16 protein-coding genes are annotated in these 21,008 nt (G+C 60.1%); 4 read left to right on the forward strand and 12 right to left on the reverse strand.

Annotated elements, in window-relative coordinates:
* Window positions 1–26: 26 nt before the first annotated feature.
* The gene (locus QD357_RS10935) at window positions 27–503 is read left to right on the forward strand and encodes a cyclic nucleotide-binding domain-containing protein (protein ID WP_183938159.1); all 477 of its coding nucleotides are present in this window, start codon (window positions 27–29) and stop codon (window positions 501–503) included.
* A 259-nt stretch (window positions 504–762) separates the two neighbouring features.
* On the opposite strand, the gene QD357_RS10940 is transcribed toward QD357_RS10935, so the two are convergent.
* The 7 genes from QD357_RS10940 to QD357_RS10970 form a co-directional block, all read right to left on the reverse strand.
* Window positions 763–1,905 (reverse strand): fumarylacetoacetate hydrolase family protein, encoded by a 1,143-nt coding sequence (locus QD357_RS10940; protein ID WP_414124299.1) that lies wholly within the window; start codon window positions 1,903–1,905, stop codon window positions 763–765.
* A 177-nt stretch (window positions 1,906–2,082) separates the two neighbouring features.
* Window positions 2,083–3,453, reverse strand: a complete 1,371-nt coding sequence (locus QD357_RS10945) for an alpha-glucosidase/alpha-galactosidase (RefSeq protein ID WP_414124300.1) — start codon at window positions 3,451–3,453, stop codon at window positions 2,083–2,085.
* A 19-nt stretch (window positions 3,454–3,472) separates the two neighbouring features.
* Entirely contained in the window at window positions 3,473–5,143 is a 1,671-nt protein-coding gene (locus QD357_RS10950; RefSeq protein WP_183938162.1) for an ABC transporter ATP-binding protein, read from the reverse strand.
* A gap of 13 nt (window positions 5,144–5,156) precedes the next feature.
* Window positions 5,157–6,287: an ABC transporter permease gene (locus QD357_RS10955; protein ID WP_414124302.1), complete on the reverse strand. Its 1,131-nt coding sequence runs from the start codon at window positions 6,285–6,287 to the stop codon at window positions 5,157–5,159.
* Window positions 6,287–7,297 carry an ABC transporter permease gene (locus QD357_RS10960; protein ID WP_414124303.1) on the reverse strand — a complete coding sequence of 337 codons (1,011 nt, stop codon included), beginning with the start codon at window positions 7,295–7,297 and terminating at the stop codon, window positions 6,287–6,289. Before QD357_RS10960 ends, QD357_RS10955 begins: the two co-directional genes overlap by 1 nt.
* 154 nt (window positions 7,298–7,451) lie before the next feature.
* Window positions 7,452–9,539 carry an ABC transporter substrate-binding protein gene (locus QD357_RS10965; RefSeq protein ID WP_414124304.1) on the reverse strand — a complete coding sequence of 696 codons (2,088 nt, stop codon included), beginning with the start codon at window positions 9,537–9,539 and terminating at the stop codon, window positions 7,452–7,454.
* Between the two features lie 135 nt (window positions 9,540–9,674).
* On the reverse strand, window positions 9,675–11,141 hold the full coding sequence (locus QD357_RS10970; RefSeq protein ID WP_183938166.1) for an alpha-glucosidase/alpha-galactosidase: 1,467 nt from the start codon (window positions 11,139–11,141) through the stop codon (window positions 9,675–9,677).
* A 246-nt stretch (window positions 11,142–11,387) separates the two neighbouring features.
* Between QD357_RS10970 and QD357_RS10975 the strand changes: the two genes are divergently transcribed.
* Entirely contained in the window at window positions 11,388–12,257 is an 870-nt protein-coding gene (locus tag QD357_RS10975) for an AraC family ligand binding domain-containing protein (RefSeq protein WP_414124305.1), read from the forward strand.
* A gap of 5 nt (window positions 12,258–12,262) precedes the next feature.
* Here the strand turns inward: QD357_RS10975 and QD357_RS10980 are convergent, their stop codons facing one another.
* Window positions 12,263–12,682: a DUF983 domain-containing protein gene (locus QD357_RS10980; RefSeq protein WP_183938168.1), complete on the reverse strand. Its 420-nt coding sequence runs from the start codon at window positions 12,680–12,682 to the stop codon at window positions 12,263–12,265.
* A 225-nt stretch (window positions 12,683–12,907) separates the two neighbouring features.
* Window positions 12,908–14,311, reverse strand: a complete 1,404-nt coding sequence (locus tag QD357_RS10985) for a PLP-dependent aminotransferase family protein (protein ID WP_414124306.1) — start codon at window positions 14,309–14,311, stop codon at window positions 12,908–12,910.
* A gap of 226 nt (window positions 14,312–14,537) precedes the next feature.
* Between QD357_RS10985 and QD357_RS10990 the strand changes: the two genes are divergently transcribed.
* Window positions 14,538–16,781 (forward strand): glycoside hydrolase family 2 protein, encoded by a 2,244-nt coding sequence (locus QD357_RS10990; RefSeq protein ID WP_414124307.1) that lies wholly within the window; start codon window positions 14,538–14,540, stop codon window positions 16,779–16,781.
* A 17-nt stretch (window positions 16,782–16,798) separates the two neighbouring features.
* Here QD357_RS10990 and QD357_RS10995 read toward each other — a convergent pair whose 3' ends face one another.
* The 3 genes from QD357_RS10995 to QD357_RS11005 form a co-directional block, all read right to left on the reverse strand.
* Entirely contained in the window at window positions 16,799–17,608 is an 810-nt protein-coding gene (locus QD357_RS10995) for a phosphate/phosphite/phosphonate ABC transporter substrate-binding protein (protein WP_414124308.1), read from the reverse strand.
* A 125-nt stretch (window positions 17,609–17,733) separates the two neighbouring features.
* Complete coding sequence (locus QD357_RS11000; protein ID WP_183938172.1) at window positions 17,734–18,039, reverse strand: type II toxin-antitoxin system RelB/DinJ family antitoxin; 306 nt, start codon at window positions 18,037–18,039, stop codon at window positions 17,734–17,736.
* 69 nt (window positions 18,040–18,108) lie between these two features.
* Entirely contained in the window at window positions 18,109–19,338 is a 1,230-nt protein-coding gene (locus QD357_RS11005; RefSeq protein WP_414124309.1) for a glycosyltransferase, read from the reverse strand.
* 314 nt (window positions 19,339–19,652) lie between these two features.
* Between QD357_RS11005 and QD357_RS11010 the strand changes: the two genes are divergently transcribed.
* Window positions 19,653–20,984, forward strand: a complete 1,332-nt coding sequence (locus QD357_RS11010) for a polysaccharide biosynthesis/export family protein (RefSeq protein WP_183938174.1) — start codon at window positions 19,653–19,655, stop codon at window positions 20,982–20,984.
* Window positions 20,985–21,008: the final 24 nt, after the last annotated feature.

Genomic DNA, 21,008 nt, shown 5'->3' on the forward strand with positions numbered 1-21,008 from the left:
GGCCCGACACTGGGGGTTTGAAGCTCATGCTTCTGAAAGACGAAGTTGAAATGCTGAAGCGGGTGCCGATTTTTTCGCGCATCGCACCCGCAAAGTTGAAGCTTTTGGCATTCACGTCGGATCGCGTCAGCTACAATGCCGGTCAAGTTTTGTTTCATCAGGGCGACCAGGGCGATGCCGCTTACGTTGTTCTTTCCGGAACTGCTGATATTCTTGTCGATAGCCCGGCTGGAGAAATCAAGGTCGCCGAAGTCGACATCAACTCCATCGTCGGCGAAATCGCCATTCTCTGTGACGTCTCCCGCACCGCCACCGTGAAAGCGACCTCACGACTGGAAGCATTGAAGATCAGCAAGGAGCATTTTCTGAAACTGCTCAGCGATTTTCCCGAAATGGCCGTCGAAATCATGCGCGTCCTAGCCGACCGCCTCAATCACACCACCTCCGAACTCACCGCCGCCCGCAGCCGCCAGAACCAACAGCAGCCAGTGTCGACGCATTGAGGTCGCTTTTCGGTCGGAATGCCGAGGTGCGGAAAACGCCGAGGTCGTCCCCTCGCCCCATTGCGGGGAGAAGATTAGGGGCTGCGCACATAATCGCGGCTTGGCGGCTGTGCTTGACTTCATCTGACAGAGAGCTCGGAAAGCCTTACCGCAATTGCTGGTTCCGAGAAGGACCCTCATCCGAGGCCTCGACATTTCACGATGTTCAACGTCTCCGCCCCACCTTCTCCCCGCATTGCGGGGCGAAGGAGCGGGCTTTTTAAATCAGCCCACGCCCAGCCAAATTGCGCATCAGGAGCGACGTTCCGAACGTCCAGGGCGCGCATTCCGTCGACAGCAAGACCCGGTTCTTCAATGCGCCGAGCTTGTCGTTGGAAATAGTGACGATATCGCCGACCTTGTGGGTGAAGCCCTGACCGGGCATGTCGCGGTCTTCGACAGGCGCAAAGAGTGTGCCCATGAAGAGGACAAAGCCGTCCGGGTATTGGTGGTGGCGGCCAATGGTCTGGGCAACGAGGTCGAGGGGATCGCGGCTGATTTCCTTCATCGACGAGCGGCCGTGCAACACATAACCGTCCTCGCCCTCGACCTTGAGGTCGAGATCGGCACTGCGCACGTCGTCGAGCGTATATGTCTCGTCAAACAGGCGGATGAAGGGGCCGATCGAACAGGAGGCGTTGTTGTCCTTCGCCTTGCCGAGCAGCAGCGCCGAGCGGCCCTCGACGTCGCGGAGGTTGACGTCATTGCCAAGTGTGGCACCTCTGACGCGGCCCTGGCTGTCGACAGCCAGCACGATTTCCGGCTCAGGATTGTTCCACTTCGAGATCGGGTGCAGGCCGACATCCGCGCCGGTGCCCACAGAGGACATGACCTGCGATTTGGAGAAGACCTCCGCGTCCGGGCCGATGCCGACTTCGAGATATTGCGACCACACCCCCTCCTCGATCAGCGCCGCCTTCACTTTGGCAGCTTCCGGCGAACCGGCCTTCAGGTTACGCAGGCTGTCGCCGATGAGGGCCGTCACCTTGCCTCGGATCGCTTCCGCAAGGTCCGGATTGCCGGCCGCACGCTCCTCGATGACGCGTTCCAGCATCGAGCGGGCAAAGGTGACGCCGCAGGCCTTGATCGCCTGCAAGTCGATGGGAGCTAAGAGATGGACGGCCGACATGTCGGCTTTGGCGGCGAGCAGATCATCGAGCTTGGCGACGGCTTCGCCCTTTTGCGCACGGACAAAACCGACCGGATCGTCTTTCTCCAGGAGGTCACGCATTGTCGGCGCGTCCTTCGAGGTGATGTCGTGAAGCGCACCGTCGCGGACGACGACAAGAGCCGGGCCCTTCATCTCAGGACGCCAGATGCGGCCGACGAAGGTTCCCGTGCCGAAAATGTCTGAACTTGCCATGTGTTTGATCTCTCCCAGGTTCGCCCTGTTTTTAGCGCAGGCGGAAAGGCTTTGCCATCTTAGATCGGCTCAACGAACAGCCGGCTTTGGATTTTCACTTTCTCCATCAGGGCAAAAAGAGAAGGCCCCGCAGCGACGCTGCGAGGCCTTCTGGCCGCAAAACCGGGAGAGAGGGTTTCAAGCGGCCTGCACCTTGCGGTCACTGCGCGCCCATTCCGGCAGCCATGTACCATGGGTTGCCAGAAGCTCGTCGACCAGCKACCAGATCTGGTCGAGATCGAGCTCGGCAGCCGTGTGCGGGTCCATCATCGCCGCATGGTAGATGTGCTCGCGGTTCTCGGTCATCAACGCCTGCACTGTCAGCTCCTGCACGTTGATGTTGGTGCGGATCAGCGCGGTCAGTTGCGGCGGCAGATCGCCGACGAAGGTCGGCTGGATGCCGGAAGCGTCGACCAGGCACGGAACCTCGGCGGCACAATTATAGGGCAGCGAGGTGATGCAGCCATTGTTGCGGACATTGCCGTAGATGACGGAAGGTTCACCGGTCCAGATCGAATTGATAATCGAGGACGCATATTCCTTCGATTGGACCACCTCGATCTTGTCGGCGCTGCGATATTCATCGGCCTGGTTCTTCCAGCGTGCGATCTGTTCGATGCAGCGCTTCGGATATTCATCGAGCGGAATGCCGAATTTCTCGATGAGGTCCTCACGACCTTCCTTGATGAAATAGGGCGTGTATTCGGCAAAATGCTCCGAGCTTTCGGTCACGAAATAGCCGAGCCGGGTCAGCATCTCATAGCGGACCTTGTTCGGGCAGCGCGGGTTCCAGCCGGGCTTCGGTGCACGCCCCTCGCGATAGGCCCGTACGAGATCGGGATAGAGATCACGATAGGAACCGTCCGCCTGGCGATGCTCGAACTTCAGGTAGAAGGCCATATGGTTGATACCGGCCGAGCGGTAGCGGATTTCGTCATAGGGAATGTCGAGATCCTTCGCCAGCTCCATCGCCGTGCCCTGCACGGAATGGCAAAGGCCGACCTGCTTAATGGTCGGGTATTTCTCGGCAATCGCCCAGGTGTTGATCGCCATCGGGTTGACGTATTGCAGCATGACCGCCTCGGGGCAGACGGCGAGCATGTCCTCGCAGATCTTCCAGAGATGCGGCACGGTTCTAAGCCCGCGCATGATGCCGCCGACGCCGAGCGTGTCGGCGATGGTCTGGCGCAGGCCATATTTCTTCGGCACTTCGAAATCGGTCACGGTGCAGGGCTCGTAACCGCCGATCTGGAAGGCAACCACGACAAAATCGGCACCATCCAGAGCCTGACGCTGATCGGTGAAGGTCTCGACAACAGCCGATGCGCCAATTGTCGACGCCAGTTTGCGGGCAACGACGGCGCTTTCTTCCAGCCGCTGCGGATTGAGATCCATCAGCGCAATTTTCGCGCCGGTCAGTGCCGGGCGCTGCAAAACGTCGCCGATGATGTTCTTCATGAAAACCGTCGAACCGGCGCCAACGAAAGTGATCTTGGGATTGCCTGCCATGTAGAAGTCTCCTGAATGCTTATGAAGCTACCTCGAACGCCGCCTTGACGAGGCGTTCGGTGTAAGCGGTCTTGGGATGGGAAAGAACGTCGTCGACCGGCCCCTCTTCCATGATCTTGCCGTGCTGCATGACAATGATGCGATGGCAAAGGGCGCGGACGACCTTGAGGTCGTGGGAGATGAAAAGATAACTCAGGCCCCGTTCGTCCTGCAGCTTGCGCAGGAGATCGATGATCTGTGCCTGGACGGAGAGATCGAGCGCCGAGGTCGGCTCATCGAGCAGGATGAATTCCGGTTCGAGCGCGATGGCCCGCGCAATGGCGATGCGCTGGCGCTGGCCGCCGGAGAATTCGTGCGGAAAGCGCGACAGGATATTCGAGGGCATGCCGGCGCTGACCAGTGCTTCCTTCACCCGCTCCAGCCGCTCCGCCCTGTGGGCGCCGATATTGTTGACCACCAGCCCCTCGGCGATGATCTGGCCAATCGGCATGCGCGGATTGAGCGAGGAGAAAGGATCTTGGAAAACGATCTGCATGCGCGAGCGCAAGGGTCGCATCTCGGCCCGCGAGCGGCCGTGGATCGCCTGCCGATCGAAATAGATCTCGCCGCTATCGGCATCGATCAGCCGCAGCAGCGCCTGGCCGAAAGTGGTCTTGCCGGAGCCGGATTCGCCGACGAGCCCCAATGTCTCGTGGCGGCGAAGCTTCAGGCTCAGGCCATCGACCGCGACCAGCTCGCGCATGTCCGGCTTGAGGAAGGTGCCGTGGCGCAGCATGAAAGCGACCTTGACGGATTTGCCTTCAAGGATGGTGTCGCTGTCCGGCGGCAACGGTTTCGCCTGTCCCCGCGGCTCGGAGGCAAGCAGATGTTGCGTATAGGGATGCTGCGGACGGGCGAAGAGTTCTTCCGTCGTATTGTGCTCGCGCATCTCGCCATGTTGCATGACGTAGACATAGTCGGAAAACTGCCGGACCACGGTCAGGTCATGGGTGATCAAAATCACCGCCATGCCGAGCTGCTTCTGGAGGTTGCGGATCAGGTTCAGGATCTGAGCTTGCACAGTAACGTCAAGCGCTGTCGTTGGCTCGTCGGCGATCAGCACATCCGGATCATTGGCGAGCGCCATGGCGATCATCACACGCTGGCGCTGGCCGCCGGAGAGCTGATGCGGATATTGCTTCAGCCGTGCCCCCGGATCGGGAATCTGCACCTGCTGCAACAGCGCCAAAGCCCGCCTCTCCGCTTCGCGGCGGCCGATCTTGCGATGGACGCGGATCGCCTCGACGATCTGGCTGCCGATCGTGTAGATCGGGTTCAGAGAGCTCATCGGCTCCTGGAAGATCATCGAGATGCGGTCGCCTCGCAGTTGCCGGCGGGCGCGTTCGGAAAATTTCAGCACATTCTTGCCGTCATAGCTGACTGTGGATTTCTCCGACACGACGGCGCGTTTGGTAAGCAGCCCCATCACCGTGCGCGCGGTCACCGATTTCCCCGAGCCGGATTCACCGACAATCGCGATAGTTTCGCCCCGATAAAGCTGGAAGGAGATATCCTTGACGGCGTCGACGATGCCATCTTCGACCTTGAATTTGACGGCAACGTTGCGGGCATCGATKACGGGCGGCACGGTCTTGTTGGCCGCATCAAGCCTGATATTGGGGGCAAAGGGATTGACGAGTGCGAGAGCCATGGTTCGTCTCCTCTCAATAGGGATCGATAGCGTCACGCAGACCGTCGCCAAGTGCATTGAACGCGAAGACGGTGACGAGCACGAAGGCGACGGGCGACAGGATCCAGGGATAGGAGCCGATGACCGAATAGGTGGACGTATCCTGCAGCATCAGCCCCCAGGAGATCAGTGGCGGCTTGACCGCAAAGCCAAGGAAGCCAAGGAAGGATTCGAGCAGCACGACGCTCGGAATAGCCAGCGTCACGGTGACGATGACATGGCTCATCACGTTCGGGAAAATGTGCTGCAGGATGATGCGCCAGTCCGTCGCCCCGACCGCCATGGCGGCACGCACATAGTCGATCCGCGCCAGGGCCAAAGTCTTGCCGCGCACTTCGCGCGACATCTGCGCCCAGCCGAGTGCCGACATCACGATGATGACGAAGGCAAGGAAGACGTTGGTCGGCGCGGTCACGGGGATCAACGAGGTCAGCGCCAGATAGAGCGGCAATTGCGGAAAGGCCAGCACCAGCTCGACGAAACGCTGAATCCAGGCGTCKAGCGTGCCGCCGAAATAGCCGGAGACCATGCCGACGGTGGTGCCGACGATGGTGACAATGGCAACCACAGTCAGCGCGATCATCAGCGAGATGCGAGAGCCATAAATGGCGCGTGACAGTACATCGCGGCCAAATTTGTCCGTGCCGAGGAAATGCACCGGCTGGCTATCGACAGAGCCGAAGAGGTGGCGGTTGCCGGGGATCAAGCCAAACAGCTCATAGGGCGCGCCCTTGACGAAAAAGCCGAGCAGGCGCGGATTGTTGTAGTCCGGCCCGACCACCGGCTGAAAGGTGACCGGATCAAGCTCATCGGTTTCGGCAAGCGCATAGACACGCGGCTGGAAGACGAAATTGCCGTCCTTGTCGTGGAAGCTGATCACCTGCGGCGGCGCAAAGCCGGTATCGGTCGCCTTGGGATCATCAGGGGCGATGAATTCGGCGAAGAGCKACATCAGCAGCAAGAGGATGACGAGGATCAAACCGCCCATGCCTGTCCAGGAGCGCTTCAGGCGACGCCAGACAAGTGCGATGTAGCTCTCGTTGCCGCTTTTCGGCTTGATCTTGTTGTCATCGAGCGGCGGCGCGGATGTGCTGAAGGCGAGCATCAGTGGATCCCTCCCTGTTGGCGGACGCGGGGATCGAGCAGGGCAAGCAGCATGTCGGCGATGATATTGCCGACGATCAGCGTTGCCGACAGCACCATCATGAAGGTGGCGGTGACATAGACGTCGCCGACCGCCATGGAGCCGACGATTGCCGGCCCTACGGTCGGCAGCGCGAAAATGATGGCGGTTTCGATCTCGCCGGTCAGCATGTAGGGCAATACGACGCCCTGATACATGACAAGCGGATGCAAGGCATTCGGCACCGCATGGCGCATGACGACGGCGCCGCCGGAGAGGCCTTTGGCTCGAGCGGTCTCGACATATTGGGCATTCAGCGTGTCGAGCAGATTGCCGCGCATGACCCGCATATTGTAGGCGAGCCCGCCGAAAGTGGCGATCGCCACGACCGGCCAGACATGCTTGACCAGATCGACGAACTTGGCCCAGGACCACGGCGCACCGCCATATTGCGGCGAATAGAAGCTGCCGATTTCCGAGACGTTGAGCTGGAAGACGAGGATATAAACGATGATCAGCGCCATCAGGAAGCGCGGCACCGTCATGCCGAGAAATGAGATGCCGGAAAGCAGGCTGTCGATCCAGCTATATTGCCGCGTGGCCGCCCATATGCCGAAGCCGATGCMGAGAACGGAAGCGAAGAGATGGCAAACGAGCGCKAGCGCTAGGGTCCGTGGCAGGCGCTCGCCGACGACATCGGCGACCGGCTTGTTGTAGAACATGCTGTAGCCGAAATCACCCTTGGTGACGATGCCTCCGATCCAGTTGAAATATTGAACGACCAGCGGCTTATCGAGCCCGTGTTCGCGACGGTAGATTTGCGCCTGTTCATCTGCCTGGGCGAAGGACGCACCGCCCTGGTTCATCAACTGCGAGCGGATGAAATCTGCATAGTCTCCAGGCGGGGCCTGGATGATCGCAAAAGTCACCACGCTCAAGATGACGAGCACGGGGATGGCAGAGGCTATGCGCACGAGCAGGAATCGCAACATGGGACGGTTCGCTTCTCTTCTTGCCGCCGGTGGTCTGCATCCCCTTGGGATAGCACGGACCGGCTGGGTTTACCGTTGCCCGGCTGCACCGCGATGCAGCCGGAATTCTTAAGTCGTAGCGGCATCCGGCCCAGCGGCCGGATGCCATGCTCCGTTAGTTGATCGGGCCAGCGCTGCCCGGCGCGCCCGGAAGCTGCTCGGGGAACAGCTCGTATTTGCCTTGCTTATCGGCCGCGACCCACAGGCGTTCACGGATGATGGAGTCTTCAGCCCAGTTGAACATGAAGATCGGCGTGCCCGGAGGAACGTTCGAGAAGCGCTTGTTGATGATGAGCGCGCCCGGATATTCCGTCAGACCGATATTGTAGAGATGCTCGGTCGAGAGTTTCTGGTACTGCTTCATCAAAGCCACGCGCTCGTCGCTGTTCTGCGATGTCGTGAACTTGCTGACGACATCGACCATCTCCTTTTCGAAGGGCATCAGGTCCAACTGGCCACTTTCGGGCGCGCGATGGTTCCAACTCGTGCGCGGGCCGACAGGAGCGAGCTGTTCGGTGTTCTGCACGACGGAGGCCAGCTCCGTGGTGTTGCGCCGGACCATCCAATCAAAGCGGCCGCTATAATTGGCGTCATCGCGCTTCGGTCCATCAAGTGCATTGATGATCACGCGAAGCCCGAGCTTTTCCATCTGGCCCACGACGCCCTCGGCAAGACTCTTGTCCGTCGTGTAGTCATTGTTGACGAGAAGCGTGATCTCGACATCCTTGCCGCCGGCCGTACCGGCCGGGAAGTTGACGATGCCGTCTCCATCCGTGTCCTTGAGGCCCGCCTTGGCAAGCAGCTCCTTGGCGCCCTTCAGATCGAACGGGTAGTAGACCGTCGAGTTGCGATCGTAGAAGCTGGTGCCCGAGGACAGGCCGCCGGGGTAGATCGCGGTGAACGGTCCCTTGACCAAGGAGTCACCGATTGCCTTGCGATCGAGCGCCATGGAGACGGCCTTGCGGAAATCCTCGTTGCGGTTCAGCTCGCGGATGGCCTGACCGCGTGGGTCCGGGTTGCCCCAGCCATTGGCGGAGAAGTTCATCTGCAGGTTATAGCCGATGAGGCGCGGACCGAAGGCGAGACGCGCCGGGGCGTCCGGCTGGGCAGCGCGCTTCAGCGAAGCGACGAAGTTTTCCGGCTGCTCCAGATTGGAGAGGTCGCCGGAGCCGGCAACCGCCTGCACGTCGCGGTCCGCCCAGGTCGAAAGCTTGTAGTGCAGCTCGTTGAGATAAGGCAGTTGATTGCCCTTCTCGTCGACCTTCCAGTAATAGGGATTGCGGCGCAGGACGATAATGTCATCGGACCGGTACTCGACCGGCACCCAGGCACCCATGACCGGTATGTTCATATATTCCGGCGGGAAGGCATTCTTGAACTGGTCGTAGGTGTTCTTCGAATATTTCGGATGCTGCGGCTTCAGAATATGCGACGGCCCTGGGCAGAAATTGGGATAGGCCATCGTGTAGAGATATTGTTTCGGGAAGGCATCCTTGAAGGTCCACTCGATCGTATAGTCGTCGATCTTCTTGAGGGTCGTCCCCTCGCCGAAAGCTTCCGGCGATGCGCCGCCACCGAGCGGCGAGACGTTCGGGTCGATGACTTCATCTTCCCAATAAAACATGATGTCGTCGGCATTGAAGGGAACGCCATCGGACCATTTCGCGCCTTCGACGAGATGCATGGTGAGCTTATGACCGTCCGGCGACCAATCCCAGCTCTTGGCAAGGTTCGGCAGCGGTTCGGTATCCTTCGCCTCGACCTGGAACAGCGGCGCGGTGCGCGTCAGGCACTCGGAGAGGCCGATATCGATGCCGCCCCACCCTTGCGTCTGGCCGGCACCATAATTCCATCCTTCCGGCCGTCCGCCGATGACGTGACGCAGCGTGTCGCCATAGACCCCGACGCCGTCAGGCATGTTGCCGGTTTTGAAGACGAGCGGTTCCTTAGGCAGGCGATCCTTGACTGGCGGCAACTTGCCGGTCTTTACGAATTTGTCGGTAACCCAGGCCGGCTCGTGGTATTCCGGCAGCGCCTTGAACTCCAGGATGGAGTCGCGTGCCACATATTTGATCTTGCCTTCGGCCGGGAAGACCGGCGGTACGGGCGGTACAGTCGGTTCGGATGCATAGGCGCTCATGGCGATCGCGGATGTGGCAATCGTCAACGCCGCAAGAAAGCTTATCCGTCGAAAATGTCTCATCGTTTTCTCTCTCCCGTTGTCGCGAGCGCCCCGCGGGTACGCCGCACTCCTCCATTGAACGGGTGCCGGCTGGCGTGCTGACGGGTCTCCTCCTGAAAGTCCCGCTGCAGCCAACCAGTCCCGAATGCCCAGTCCTTAACCAGCCTGCTTCATGGCTGCTTTTTCCGCTCGTAGCTCCTCGATCGAGCGTACGTTGCGGCTGGCCGCACCCTTCCAGTCGCGGGTCTTCACCTTGCCGCGCGATAGGCGATCCTTCGCCCCTTCGACCGCATGTGCGTATTGCGGCAGCCAGCGAGCCTCGGCCACGATCATTTCGTCGACCATCTGCCAGACCTCTTCCGGCGTCGATACGGCGCCGACCAACGGATCGTGCAGGACGGCGAGTTTCAGCAAATCGAGATCGCCGCTGACGGCGGCATGAACCGACATGCGCTGGACGTTGATCGAGGAAATGCAGGTCGCGGCGCAGGCTTCCGGCAGCGTGATGCCAGCCACCATGTTGATGCCGAAGCGATCGACGAAGCCGGGCGATTCAATGATGGCGTCCGCGGGCAGATTGGTGATGACACCGTTGTTCTTGACGTTGAAATGGCCGCGATAGACGCGATTGGTCTCCAGCGCCTCGAGAATATGGCTCGCATGCTCGTTCGAGCGCTTGGCCGGATCGATAGGCTTCGAGGCGCTTTCGAGGATCTGCGGGAATTCCGTCTCGAACCAGTTGCGAGTCTCGGTCGAATGGCGGAGATAGCCGCCGGTCTCGCCGTGGATCCAGTCGGACATGTCGATCCACTTGTTGATCTCGTCCGGCCGCTTGCGATACCAGGGTAGGTATTCCGAGAGATGTCCATTGCTTTCAGTGGAATAGACGCCGAAGCGCTTCAGCACGTCGATGCGCAACTTCTCCTGCTGCGAATAGACCGGATGCGCTTCGAAAGCGGCGACCAGCTCGTCTTTGCCGATCTTGCGGCCGTTGAGACGCAGATCGACGAACCAGGTCTGGTGATTGATGCCCGAGCAGATGTAGTCGAGCTCCGACTTGTCCTTGGCGCCGAGAACTTCGGCGATCTGCTCAGCCCCATGCTGGACGCCATGGCAGAGGCCGATCGTATCGACCTTGCCGTATTCGATCGCAGCCCAAGTATTCATCGCCATTGGGTTGGCATAATTCAGGAACTTCGCGCCGCTTTCAGCGACCTCGCGAATGTCCTTGCAGAAGTCGAGAATGACGGGGATGTTGCGCTGGCCGTAAAGAATGCCCCCGGCGCAGATCGTGTCGCCGACGCATTGGTCGATACCGTATTTCAAGGGGATGCGGATATCTTCGGCATAGGCTTCCAGCCCGCCGACGCGCACGCAACTGATGACGTAGCGCGCACCATCCAGCGCCTTGCGCCGTTCCGTCGTGGCAGTCACCTTGGTCGGCAACTTGTTCGCTTCGACGATCCGGTCGAGGATCGCTTTGATCATCGTGAGATTGTGCTCGCTGACATCGGTCAACGCGAATTCGACATCCCGGAACTCCGGCACGCAGAGAATGTCGGTGAACAGTTTTTTCGTGAAGCCGACGCTGCCTGCGCCGATAATGGCGATTTTGAAACTCATGATCCTCACCTTGAAGTCGGTCGAACAATCAGCAGCGGAGAAGAGGATGGTGTTTTCATCCCATGATCGCACAGACAGCGCGACATAGTAAAATCAACACTTTCTCCTCCTCCTGCCGGTCCTCATCGGCAGGTGCATGCTGTTTTCTGAGCGGAATTATGCCTATAATCATCTGGCCGACCAGAGAACTATTATGCTTTCAAGGGTAATTTTGTGCTGCAAGATTTGATCGCCAACGGACAGACCATGCGGACTGTCTCATTGCCGCGCGGACGCCACCGGCTGCACGCTATGCCGACCAGCGCCGGCTACGAAATAAGGGACAACGAGCTTTACGATTGGGATGGACGCGGGCGCGGCCAGACGCCGTTTACGGTGCTGCAGCATACGATCGGCGGCAGTGGCCGGCTGCGCTATGAAAACCGCAATTATCGTCTCAGCGCCGGTGATACGCTAATGGTGCTGGTGCCACACAATCATCGTTACTGGTTGGAAAAAGGTGAACGCTGGGAATATTTCTGGATATCGATGAACGGTGAGGAGGCGCTGCGCATCCATCGCCTCATTCTGGATGCCGCAGGGCCACTCTTGAAACTGCAGCAATCGACGATCGATCATCTTGCCGATTGCAGCCTGCGGCTGGTCCGGGGTGCGACTACACCGGCTTCTGCTTCCGCGGTTGCCTACGAAGCCGCAATGGCGCTTTATGACGATGTCTTCGGTTCGCATGGCGTCGCCGCCGACCGGTCTGCCATGCAGACGGTGATCGATTATATCGACGCCAATCTCGACAAGCCCTTGCCGGTCGCCGAACTTGCCAGGGTCAGCGGCCTCAGCCGCGCTCATTTCTCCCGCGTCTTCGCCGACAGCGAAGGCCTGCCGCCGGCGGAATTCGTCCTGCAGCAGCGCATGCAACGGGCCGCCAAGCTCTTGACCAAGGCGGCCTTCATTCCGGTMAAGGAGGTGGCGATCATGTCAGGCTTCGACGATGCCAATTATTTCTCAAAAGCCTTCCGGCGCACCTACGGGATCAACCCCACGGAGTTCCGCACCACCGGCATGTACGCGGCAGTGCGGAGCCCTGGGGAGGAAAGCAAGAATACGCGGATGAGATGATCCGGCTACGCGGAATGCGGATGCAGATCGTCGTTACGAGGCGTTTCCAGCCGCACCAGCTTCCCTTCTTCCGCCTTGTAGAAATATTGGCTCGCGACCAACCAGCCCTTTAACGGACGCAGCGGCGGGATGCAGGTGAGCAGCATGAACGGCAGCGTCGTAAACGCATGCACCCAATAGGGAGCCTCGAAGGCGACTTCGAGCCACACGGCAAGAGCGACGCTTGGAATGCAGGCGAAGCAGATGACGAAGAAGGCCGGGCCATCGGCCGGATCGGCAAAGGAATAGTCGAGGCCGCAGACTTCGCAGGACGGCCGGAGCGTCAGGAAACCCTTGAACATATGACCTTGCCCGCAGCGCGGGCAGTGGCCGCGCAAACCGGTTTGAAGCGGGGGAATAGGCGGCCATGCGTCTTCGGATGACATCGTTTTGTCCCTTCCAAGAATGGGGCATTCGCTGGAGAGCGTAGTGCCCGAGAACCTCGCAGGCGAAGCGCCCCATGCGGATCGTCTCGAAGCTGGGCGGCGCCGCCGGCGGCCTTCAAGCCACCCCGCCGTCCGTTGAAAGATGTATGGCACCAAATACATACATTGTCAATTATTGTATGTATATTGTTCGAGAGATATATGCAGGCGCGGCAATTTGTCCGATCAAATGACGAGCGCAGAAGCGGCCGGCGTCTCTGCCAGCAAATCGGCGACAATGCCAAGGCTCTGGCGCAGATGTTCGCGATCTTGCGCGCCGCCGAGCCCGAGGCGAACCGCCTCCGGCGCCGGACCAAGGGCAAAGGCATCGCTCGCGACGACGCCAATCCCCGCAGAGCGCAGCCGCGCCGTGATTTCGCCGCGCGACCATGCGGGCGACAGCCGCAGCCAGGCATGAAAACCTTCGGGATCGGCGAGAAGATCGGCTGGCAGCAGTTCCGCCGCAATTGCTTGGCGTGCCCTAGCCTCTCGGCGGATCGCCGCCAGCACGGCCTCTGCCGTCCCGTCTTCGATCCAGCGGCTGGCGATCGCAGCCGATAGCGGCGAGGCCATGCCGGAAGTGGCGCGGATGATGCCGGCAAGCCTGGTCGCTGCACGCAGATCCGGCACGGCAAGATAGGCGATGCGCAATGCGGGCGACAGGCACTTGGCAAGGCCGGCGATATGATAGACACGCTCTGGCGCAAGCGCCGCCAGCGGCGTGACCGGTTGCGTCGGCAGCGCACCATAGGCATCGTCCTCGATGACAGCGACATCGTAACGGGCGGCGATGTCGAGGATGGCCTTCCGCCGTGACAACGGCAGAGTGATCGTCGTTGGATTGTTGATGGTTGGATTGCAATAAAGCGCCTTGGGGCGCCTGCTAGCGCAGACTTGCTCAAAATCCTCTGGAATCAAGCCGTTATCGTCGGTTTCTATGCCAGCAACGGTCAGCCGCGAGTGCGCTGCGACCGAGAGAAAGCCCGGATATGTCAACGCCTCGGCGCAGACCGTGTCACCTGGAGCGGTCAGCATGCGGGTGATCGCGAGCAGCGCGCCCTGAGCCCCAGGGCAGACGAGAATGCGTTCCGGCCCGATATCAGGCAGCCGGCTTGTGAGCCATTCCGCTCCGGCCTCGCGATCACGGGCAGCGCCGCCGGGTTGTTGGTAGCGCAGCAGCAGGTCCAGCCCATCGCTGATTTCCAGCCCGCTGATTCCCTGCCACATCCGCGCCGTCAGGGCTTCGTCGTCGAAGCGCGGCGGCAGGTTCATGCTCATATCGACCAGCCCGGCGGGGATGGTCTTTTGTCGCTGCGGCGGCACTGCCCGGCCCTGGCTAACATAAGTCCCCTGCCCGATCCGCCCTTCCACGAGACCTCGTTTGCGCGCTTCGGCGTAGGCGCGGGTGACGGTGGTGAAATCGATGCCGAGCGCTTCAGCCAGCGCTCGCTGCGGCKGCAGGCGCGTACCGGTTGCTAGACGGCCGGCACGGATGTCGGCCTGCAAGGCATCGGCGATCGCCAGATAGACCGGTCCCGCCGCCCTGCTGATGGAGGGGGTCCAGAAGGACGTCGCCTGATCATCGCTCATGTCGGTACCTCCAGAGGAATGTATGCATATTGTATGGTTTTTTGGATTGCAAGCAAGAGCGAGGCCGCCGGGAAACGCCAATCCGATATCCGATTTCGTTGCACCGTCGCGAGAGGCCTGTATAGATATCGCCCGGCTGCGACCATGCTTCGCATCGCAACCACGCCTTTTTCCAAGCAATACGCGTTCGTCCAGGCTGCGACGGGCTCCATCGATAGGAATGAACATGCGTTCTGTTGTCGCTTTCAACGAATCCTGGACCTTTCAGGAAGGGTTCTCGCTTGCCGAAGTTGGCCGCCGTCAGGAGGGACAATCGGTCACCCTGCCACACACCGCGGTCGAGCTGCCGTTCAATTATTTCGACGAGAAATCCTATCAGCGCGCCTTCACCTACCAGAAGATCCTGCCCTGGAGCGCCGATTTCGCCGGACGTGAAGTGTCGCTGGTGTTCGATGCCGCCATGGCGGATGCGGTCGTTTATCTCAACGGCGAGGCAATCGTTGCCCACAAGGACGGTTACACGCCTTTCGAAGCGCGCCTGACCGACCGCCTGAAGCAGGGCGAGAACCTCCTTACCGTCAAGATCGACGGCAGCGAAAATCCGGAAATCCCGCCCTTCGGTGGCCGCATCGATTATCTCACCTATGCCGGCATCTACCGCGATGTCTGGCTGAAGGTCGCAGCCCCCGTCTCGATCGCCAACGTCAAGGTTGAGACCGGCAATGTGCTTGCCGCCGCAAAATCTGCTACCGTTCGCTGCGATATCGCCAATCCGCAAGGACTCGCCTTCAACGGCACTGTGACGGCCAGCCTTCGCGCGCCTGATGGCACCGTGCTGGCCTCGACTGTCGCCGAGACCTCGGGCAGCAGCGTCACCTTCACCTTCGACAATCTGACCGGCATCTCGCTGTGGGAACTCGACAACCCCGCGCTCTATACGATCGATGCCGAACTGAAGACCGACCATGGGTCGGACCGGTATACGGCGAATTTCGGCTTCCGCACGGCCGCGTTCACTGCCGAAGGTTTTCTGCTCAACGGCCGTAAGCTGAAGCTGCGCGGCCTCAATCGTCACCAGGCCTTCCCCTATGCCGGCTATGCCATGGGGCGCTCCGCACAGGAGCGTGACGCCGAACTCATGAAGCATGCGTTGAAGTGCAACGTTGTACGCACGTCGCACTATCCGCAATCGCCCTGGTTTCTCGATCATTGCGACCGCATCGGTCTTCTGGTCTTCGAAGAAATTCCCGGCTGGCAACATATCGGCGGCGAAGCGTGGAAACAGGAATCGATCCGCAACGTCCGCCGCATGATCGAACGCGACTGGAACCATCCCTCGATCATCATCTGGGGCGTGCGCATCAACGAATCGCAGGATTCCCACGATTTTTACGTCGAGACCAACAGGCTTGCGCGCGAGCTTGATCCGACCCGCCAGACCGGCGGCGTGCGCTACATCACCGAAAGCGAAATGCTCGAAGACGTCTATACGATGAACGACTTCATCCTCGGCAACGAGGAATTGCCGGGCTCCAATCGGCCGCGCACGCCTCTCCGGCCGCAGCAGGAGAATACCGGCCTCTCGCAGAATGTGCCCTATCTGATCACCGAGTTCGGCGGCCACATGTATCCGACGAAGATCTACGATCAGGAACAGCGCCAGGCCGAGCATGTGCGCCGGCATCTGGAAGTGCTGAACGCAGCCTATGGCGATCCGTCGATCTCCGGCGCCATCGGCTGGTGCATGTTCGACTACAACACCCACAGCGATTTCGGCTCCGGCGACCGCATCTGCTATCACGGCGTCATGGACATGTTCCGCGAGCCGAAATTCGCGGCCTATGCTTATATCAGCCAGTGCGAGCCTTCCGACGAAGTCGTGATGAAGCCGGTGACCCAATGGGCACGCGGCGAGCGCAATATAGGCGGCGTGCTGCCGCTGATCGTGCTCACCAATTGCGAAGAAATCGAGCTGCGCTACGGCTCGCTCGTCAAACGTATCGGCCCGGACCGCGAGAATTTCCTGCATTTGCCGCATCCGCCCGTCGTCTTCGACCATCGCCATTTCACCAAGGACGAACTGGGCGTCTGGGGCATGGAATGGGAGGATGCACATTTCACCGGGTTCATTGGCGGCAAGGCTGTGACAACGCTTCACATGGTCGCCGATCCCCTTCCGACAACGCTGGAGGTGAAGGCCGATAGCCTGACGCTTCGCGCCGGTGATCGCGACACGACGCGTGTCATCATCCGCGCACTCGATCAGGTAGGCTCCCGCCTGCCCTTCCTCAACGATGTCGCAACGGTAGAGGTCACGGGCCCTGCAAAGGTCATCGGCCCGAAAACGATGGCCTTCCAGGGAGGCACCACCGGATTCTGGCTACAAGCGGCCGGCGAAGCCGGAGCAATCACCGTCGAAATTTCGTCCCCGCGCTTTGCCACGCAAACGATAAAGCTGACGGCGGAGTGATCGGCTGAAATGGTAGCTCAGGCGATGGCGGGATAGCCCAACGCGATTGCCTGTCGCTCCAGCTCGGCCAGCGGCTCATAGTCGGCGTCGCCGAGCACCTCAAAGCGCCGCAACGACAATATATCTCGGAGATCCGTAAGCGTGGGCTCGCTTGCGATGTCTGCGAGAATTTGGCGCAGCAGCGTCAATTCTTCCGCCGACGTTTCATAGCCCGTGATGAATGGCAAGCCCGGTCCGCTGGCCGTTTCCGCCAGAATACGGACATCGGCGACACGGTCGGGATCGAAGCGTTTGGCGTTGCCGAACGTGATGCAATCGATGGCGGCGACATCGGCTCTGCCCGCAGTCACGGCATCGATGCTGAGCAGATGCCCGCCGGTTTCGATAACCCGGTTGAAGAAGCGGCCTCTTTCAGCGCGCGGCGCGATAGCGGCGCGAAAGAGATTGGTGCCGGAATTGCTGCCGGGATCATTGATGGCAGCGGTCAGCCCGCGGAGATCGGCAAGCGACTCTGCTGGCGAATCTTTACGAACGATGATGAAGCTGCGCATCGACGGGCCATCGCAGCCCGGCAGCTCATAGACGGGCGTCGCGGCGAGTTGCACCTTACCTCGCAGGCGTTTGACATAGGGAAAGCCGCAGGTCTGCGCCAGCAGAAGGCCGGGCTGCACCCAAGCTTCGTCATGCGTGATGCCCTTCTCCAAAGTCTCGGGAACATCGACCACGCCTGCCTTGCGCAGCCGGTCGCGGATATAGGCCCATAGAGCGTCCGTCGCGGTAACGAGCGGCGGTTGACCGGCATACATGGCAATGTTGCTGAGGCGCATGAGGGAAAAATCTCTAGAGATCGGCGGGTCTTGCCGATCCCATTACACCGCTCCGGATGCGCGCGCATCCAGGAAAGTGCAGATTTCATCGCGACCTGTGAGCGCGTATTGCGCCCAAATCAGTTTCAATGCCTGCGCACCACAGCCCTGGGAGGTGCGGCTTGTGGCTGGGCAAAATATCTCTCCGCATCGGCATCATTGATGTCGGGTCTGACATCTTCGAGCGTCTGCAGAACTTTCGCGCGGAGCCACGCATCGTGGGCATCACTGCTAATGACAAAGTCGAGTGGCAGAGCCCCCTCATTCGCCGTGCGGGTCAGCAGGATACGGATGGCATCCGATACCGTTAAACCCGCGCCTTCAAGAACGGCCGTCGCGCGTTCCATGATTTCGGCGTCGATTCGCATCTGAACCAATGCATTCCGTGCCATTTCAGCCTCCTTTGGCTGCGGGACAATATAATGCCTACGAAAGACATCTCCCAGTGGCCGAACATGCATTCAAAAAGTCGGCGCATGCACTGTCACTGGTTCCGTAGTAGCAACACGTTGCTGCGTTTCCACCGCCGGCGGGGGAAATTGTCCCTCGAACAGGCGCTGGATGGCGGCAGTGCTCCGGTCGTTGCGCGGCAGGACCAGTTTATGTGCCAGCAATTCCTCATCGATAATCGCCTGCATGCCTGTCGTGAAATTGCATAGGCTGAATTGAGCCGCATGCGCGCGCAGCACGTCCGGGCGGAACACATGCTCATTGTCTTCGAAATTATGCACCGCGTCGATCAGTGCCTTTTCGGATTGCTCTCCGAACAATATACCGCTGACGCCTGGAATAACCGTTTCCAGCGCGCCGCCGCTGCCGAAGGCGATGACGGGGCGGCCGMTGGCCATGGCCTCAACCGGAACGATGCCGAAATCCTCTTCGCCGGGGAAAATCAACGCGCGACAACGCGCCAGCTTCTCCTTCAGCACCAAGAACGGCGCGCGGCCGAGGAAGGTAATGGTCGGTCCGGCCAAACGTTTGAGTCTTTCCATTTCCTTGCCCTCGCCGATGATGACCAGATTGCGGTTCATCTTGGTAAAAGCCCGGACGGCGAGGTCGATCCGCTTGTAGGGAATAAGCTGGCCGGCGCAGAGGTAGAAGTCCTCGGTTGCCGCCGCCGGGGTGAAATCGTCCACGGAGACCGGCGGATAGAGCACCGTTGCCGGACGGCGGTAATATTTGCCGATACGGGCGCTGACGTGGTGGGAATTGGCGATGAAGCGATCGACGCGCAGGCTGGTATTGACGTCCCAGGACCGCAGCAGCGGCGCCAGCACCGGCAGCATCAGCCGCGAGGCGAAGCCGGCATTGGAGCGGTAGAAATGATAGTGGTCCCAGAGATAGCGCATCGGCGAGTGGCAATAGCAGACATGCGTCGCCTGCGGCGGCGGGATAATGCCCTTTGCCGGACCTGATTCGCTGGAGATGATCAGGTCGTAGCCGCTGAGATCGAAGCTTTCGAGTGCGAAGGGCATCAGCGGCAGTAGCGACTGGTAGCCTTTAATGGCGCCGGGGATGCGCTGCAGGAACGACGTCGAGACCTTGTGTCTCTTGATCTTTTCGGAAACGCGGCTCTCATCGTAGACGAGCGTGAAGATATCGGCATCCGGATACATGTCGCAGAGCGCTTCGACCACTTTCTCGCCGCCCCGCATCGACACCAGCCAATAATGAACGATCGCTACCCGCATCCCTCTTCCTCCGCCGTTGGTCGAGACATCATTGTGCGGGCGGCGGGCAATGCGACAGAACCCACATCGGTCCTCTATCGCATCCAAATGGTTGAAGGTGATGACCAAAAGGTCTAGGCGGCCAAAAACAGTTTAAACTCAATGATATATTCGTTGCTACCCGAACGCTGAGCCCCGCCCATTCCTTCCTCAGAAGGGATTAGCCGTAACCCTACGGCAGGGGATTTACTCGAAAACCGTTCAAGGGATGATCTCAGTCCATAGCGCTGCGGCAGGTTGGCGGCGCGACCGACACGAAAACGAGATCGCGCCTCATGTTGACAGTTTCTGCTCTTCACGCACAAGCCCGCCGCAAAACACCGGGCACCGTCCTCAGCTTGTTCCTCGCTCTGGCACTTTCGGGAACCGCTTTCATCGACAAAGCCAGTGCGGCCTCGGACGATGTCTACCACATCAAGCCTCAGACGCGGATGAAGGTCGCGATCGTCGAATGGGTCGCCTCGACAGGCGAATATAAGGAATGGACGGCGCTGAACGGCGAATATGTCGTTTCTCAATCCGGAACGATTTCGATTCCGATGATCGGTGAGATGGCGGTCAACGACAAGACCACGGGCGATGTCTCCGCGGAGATCGGCGACCGGCTGAAGCAGATCACTGGTCTTGCCACCGCTCCCACGGCGTCCGTCGAAGTGGTGAAATATCCGATGATCTACGTCACCGGCTCGGTGGAGAAGCCGAGCGAGCTGGAATTCCGGCCGGGCATGACGGTCAAGCAGGCTGTCGCCATGGCCGGTGGTCGCGAACGCCGCTCCAATCCGACCGGCGAATATAACAATGCGCAACAGATCAGCTATGCCGGCGAGATCAACCGGATGGAGCTGCAATTGAAGCAGCTTGGTGCGCGGCGCGCCCGGTTGATGGCTGAGATGAACGATCAGACGACCATCGATTTTCCGCCGGAAATCAAGGCCGCACCCGAAGGTTCGGCGATCAAACAGATCATGACCAGCGAGATCGATGTGTTCAACGCCAGGGCCGAGGCGCTTCGCCAGCAGCTCCAATCTGCCGCCGAACTCGAAACCTTGCTGCGCAATGAGATCGACATCCTCGATGAGAAGATGGCGTCCCAGGACGAGCAGGTGAAGATCGCCCAGGATGAATTGCAAGACATTTCCAAGCTGGTCGACACCAAGATCCTCACCACCTCGCGCAAGACCTCTCTCGAACGCGTCGTCGCCGACATGCAGAGCGGCAAGCTCGATCTCGTCGTCGCCTCCATGCAAGCGAAGCAAAAATTGAGCGAGACCGAACGCGATGCGCTGAACCTCAAAGGGCAGCGCAAGACCGAAGCCGGGCAGCAATTGCAGGCAGCCGAAACCGAAATCGAAGACACGAAGCTGAAGCGCAACACAACGCTGCAACTGCTACAGATCGCTGGCGCTTCGCTGACTCGCTCCCAGAGCATGAAGGCGCTCGATCTCCAGCCGCTCGAATATTGGATCACCCGCGGAGGCGATGCGGGCTCTGAGGTGCCGGAAACGGCAGAGCTGCAGCCGGGCGATGTGCTGGATGTTCGCTACAACGTTTCCAGCAGCCTGGACGGCGAGATGCTGTCCTCTGTCGATCCCACGCAATCCCAATAACCACCAGCGAAGCAAGGTCGGGCG

The sequence above is a fragment of the Rhizobium sp. BR 317 genome (genome assembly GCF_047445835.1).
In the GTDB taxonomy this organism is placed as follows: domain Bacteria; phylum Pseudomonadota; class Alphaproteobacteria; order Rhizobiales; family Rhizobiaceae; genus Rhizobium; species Rhizobium paranaense.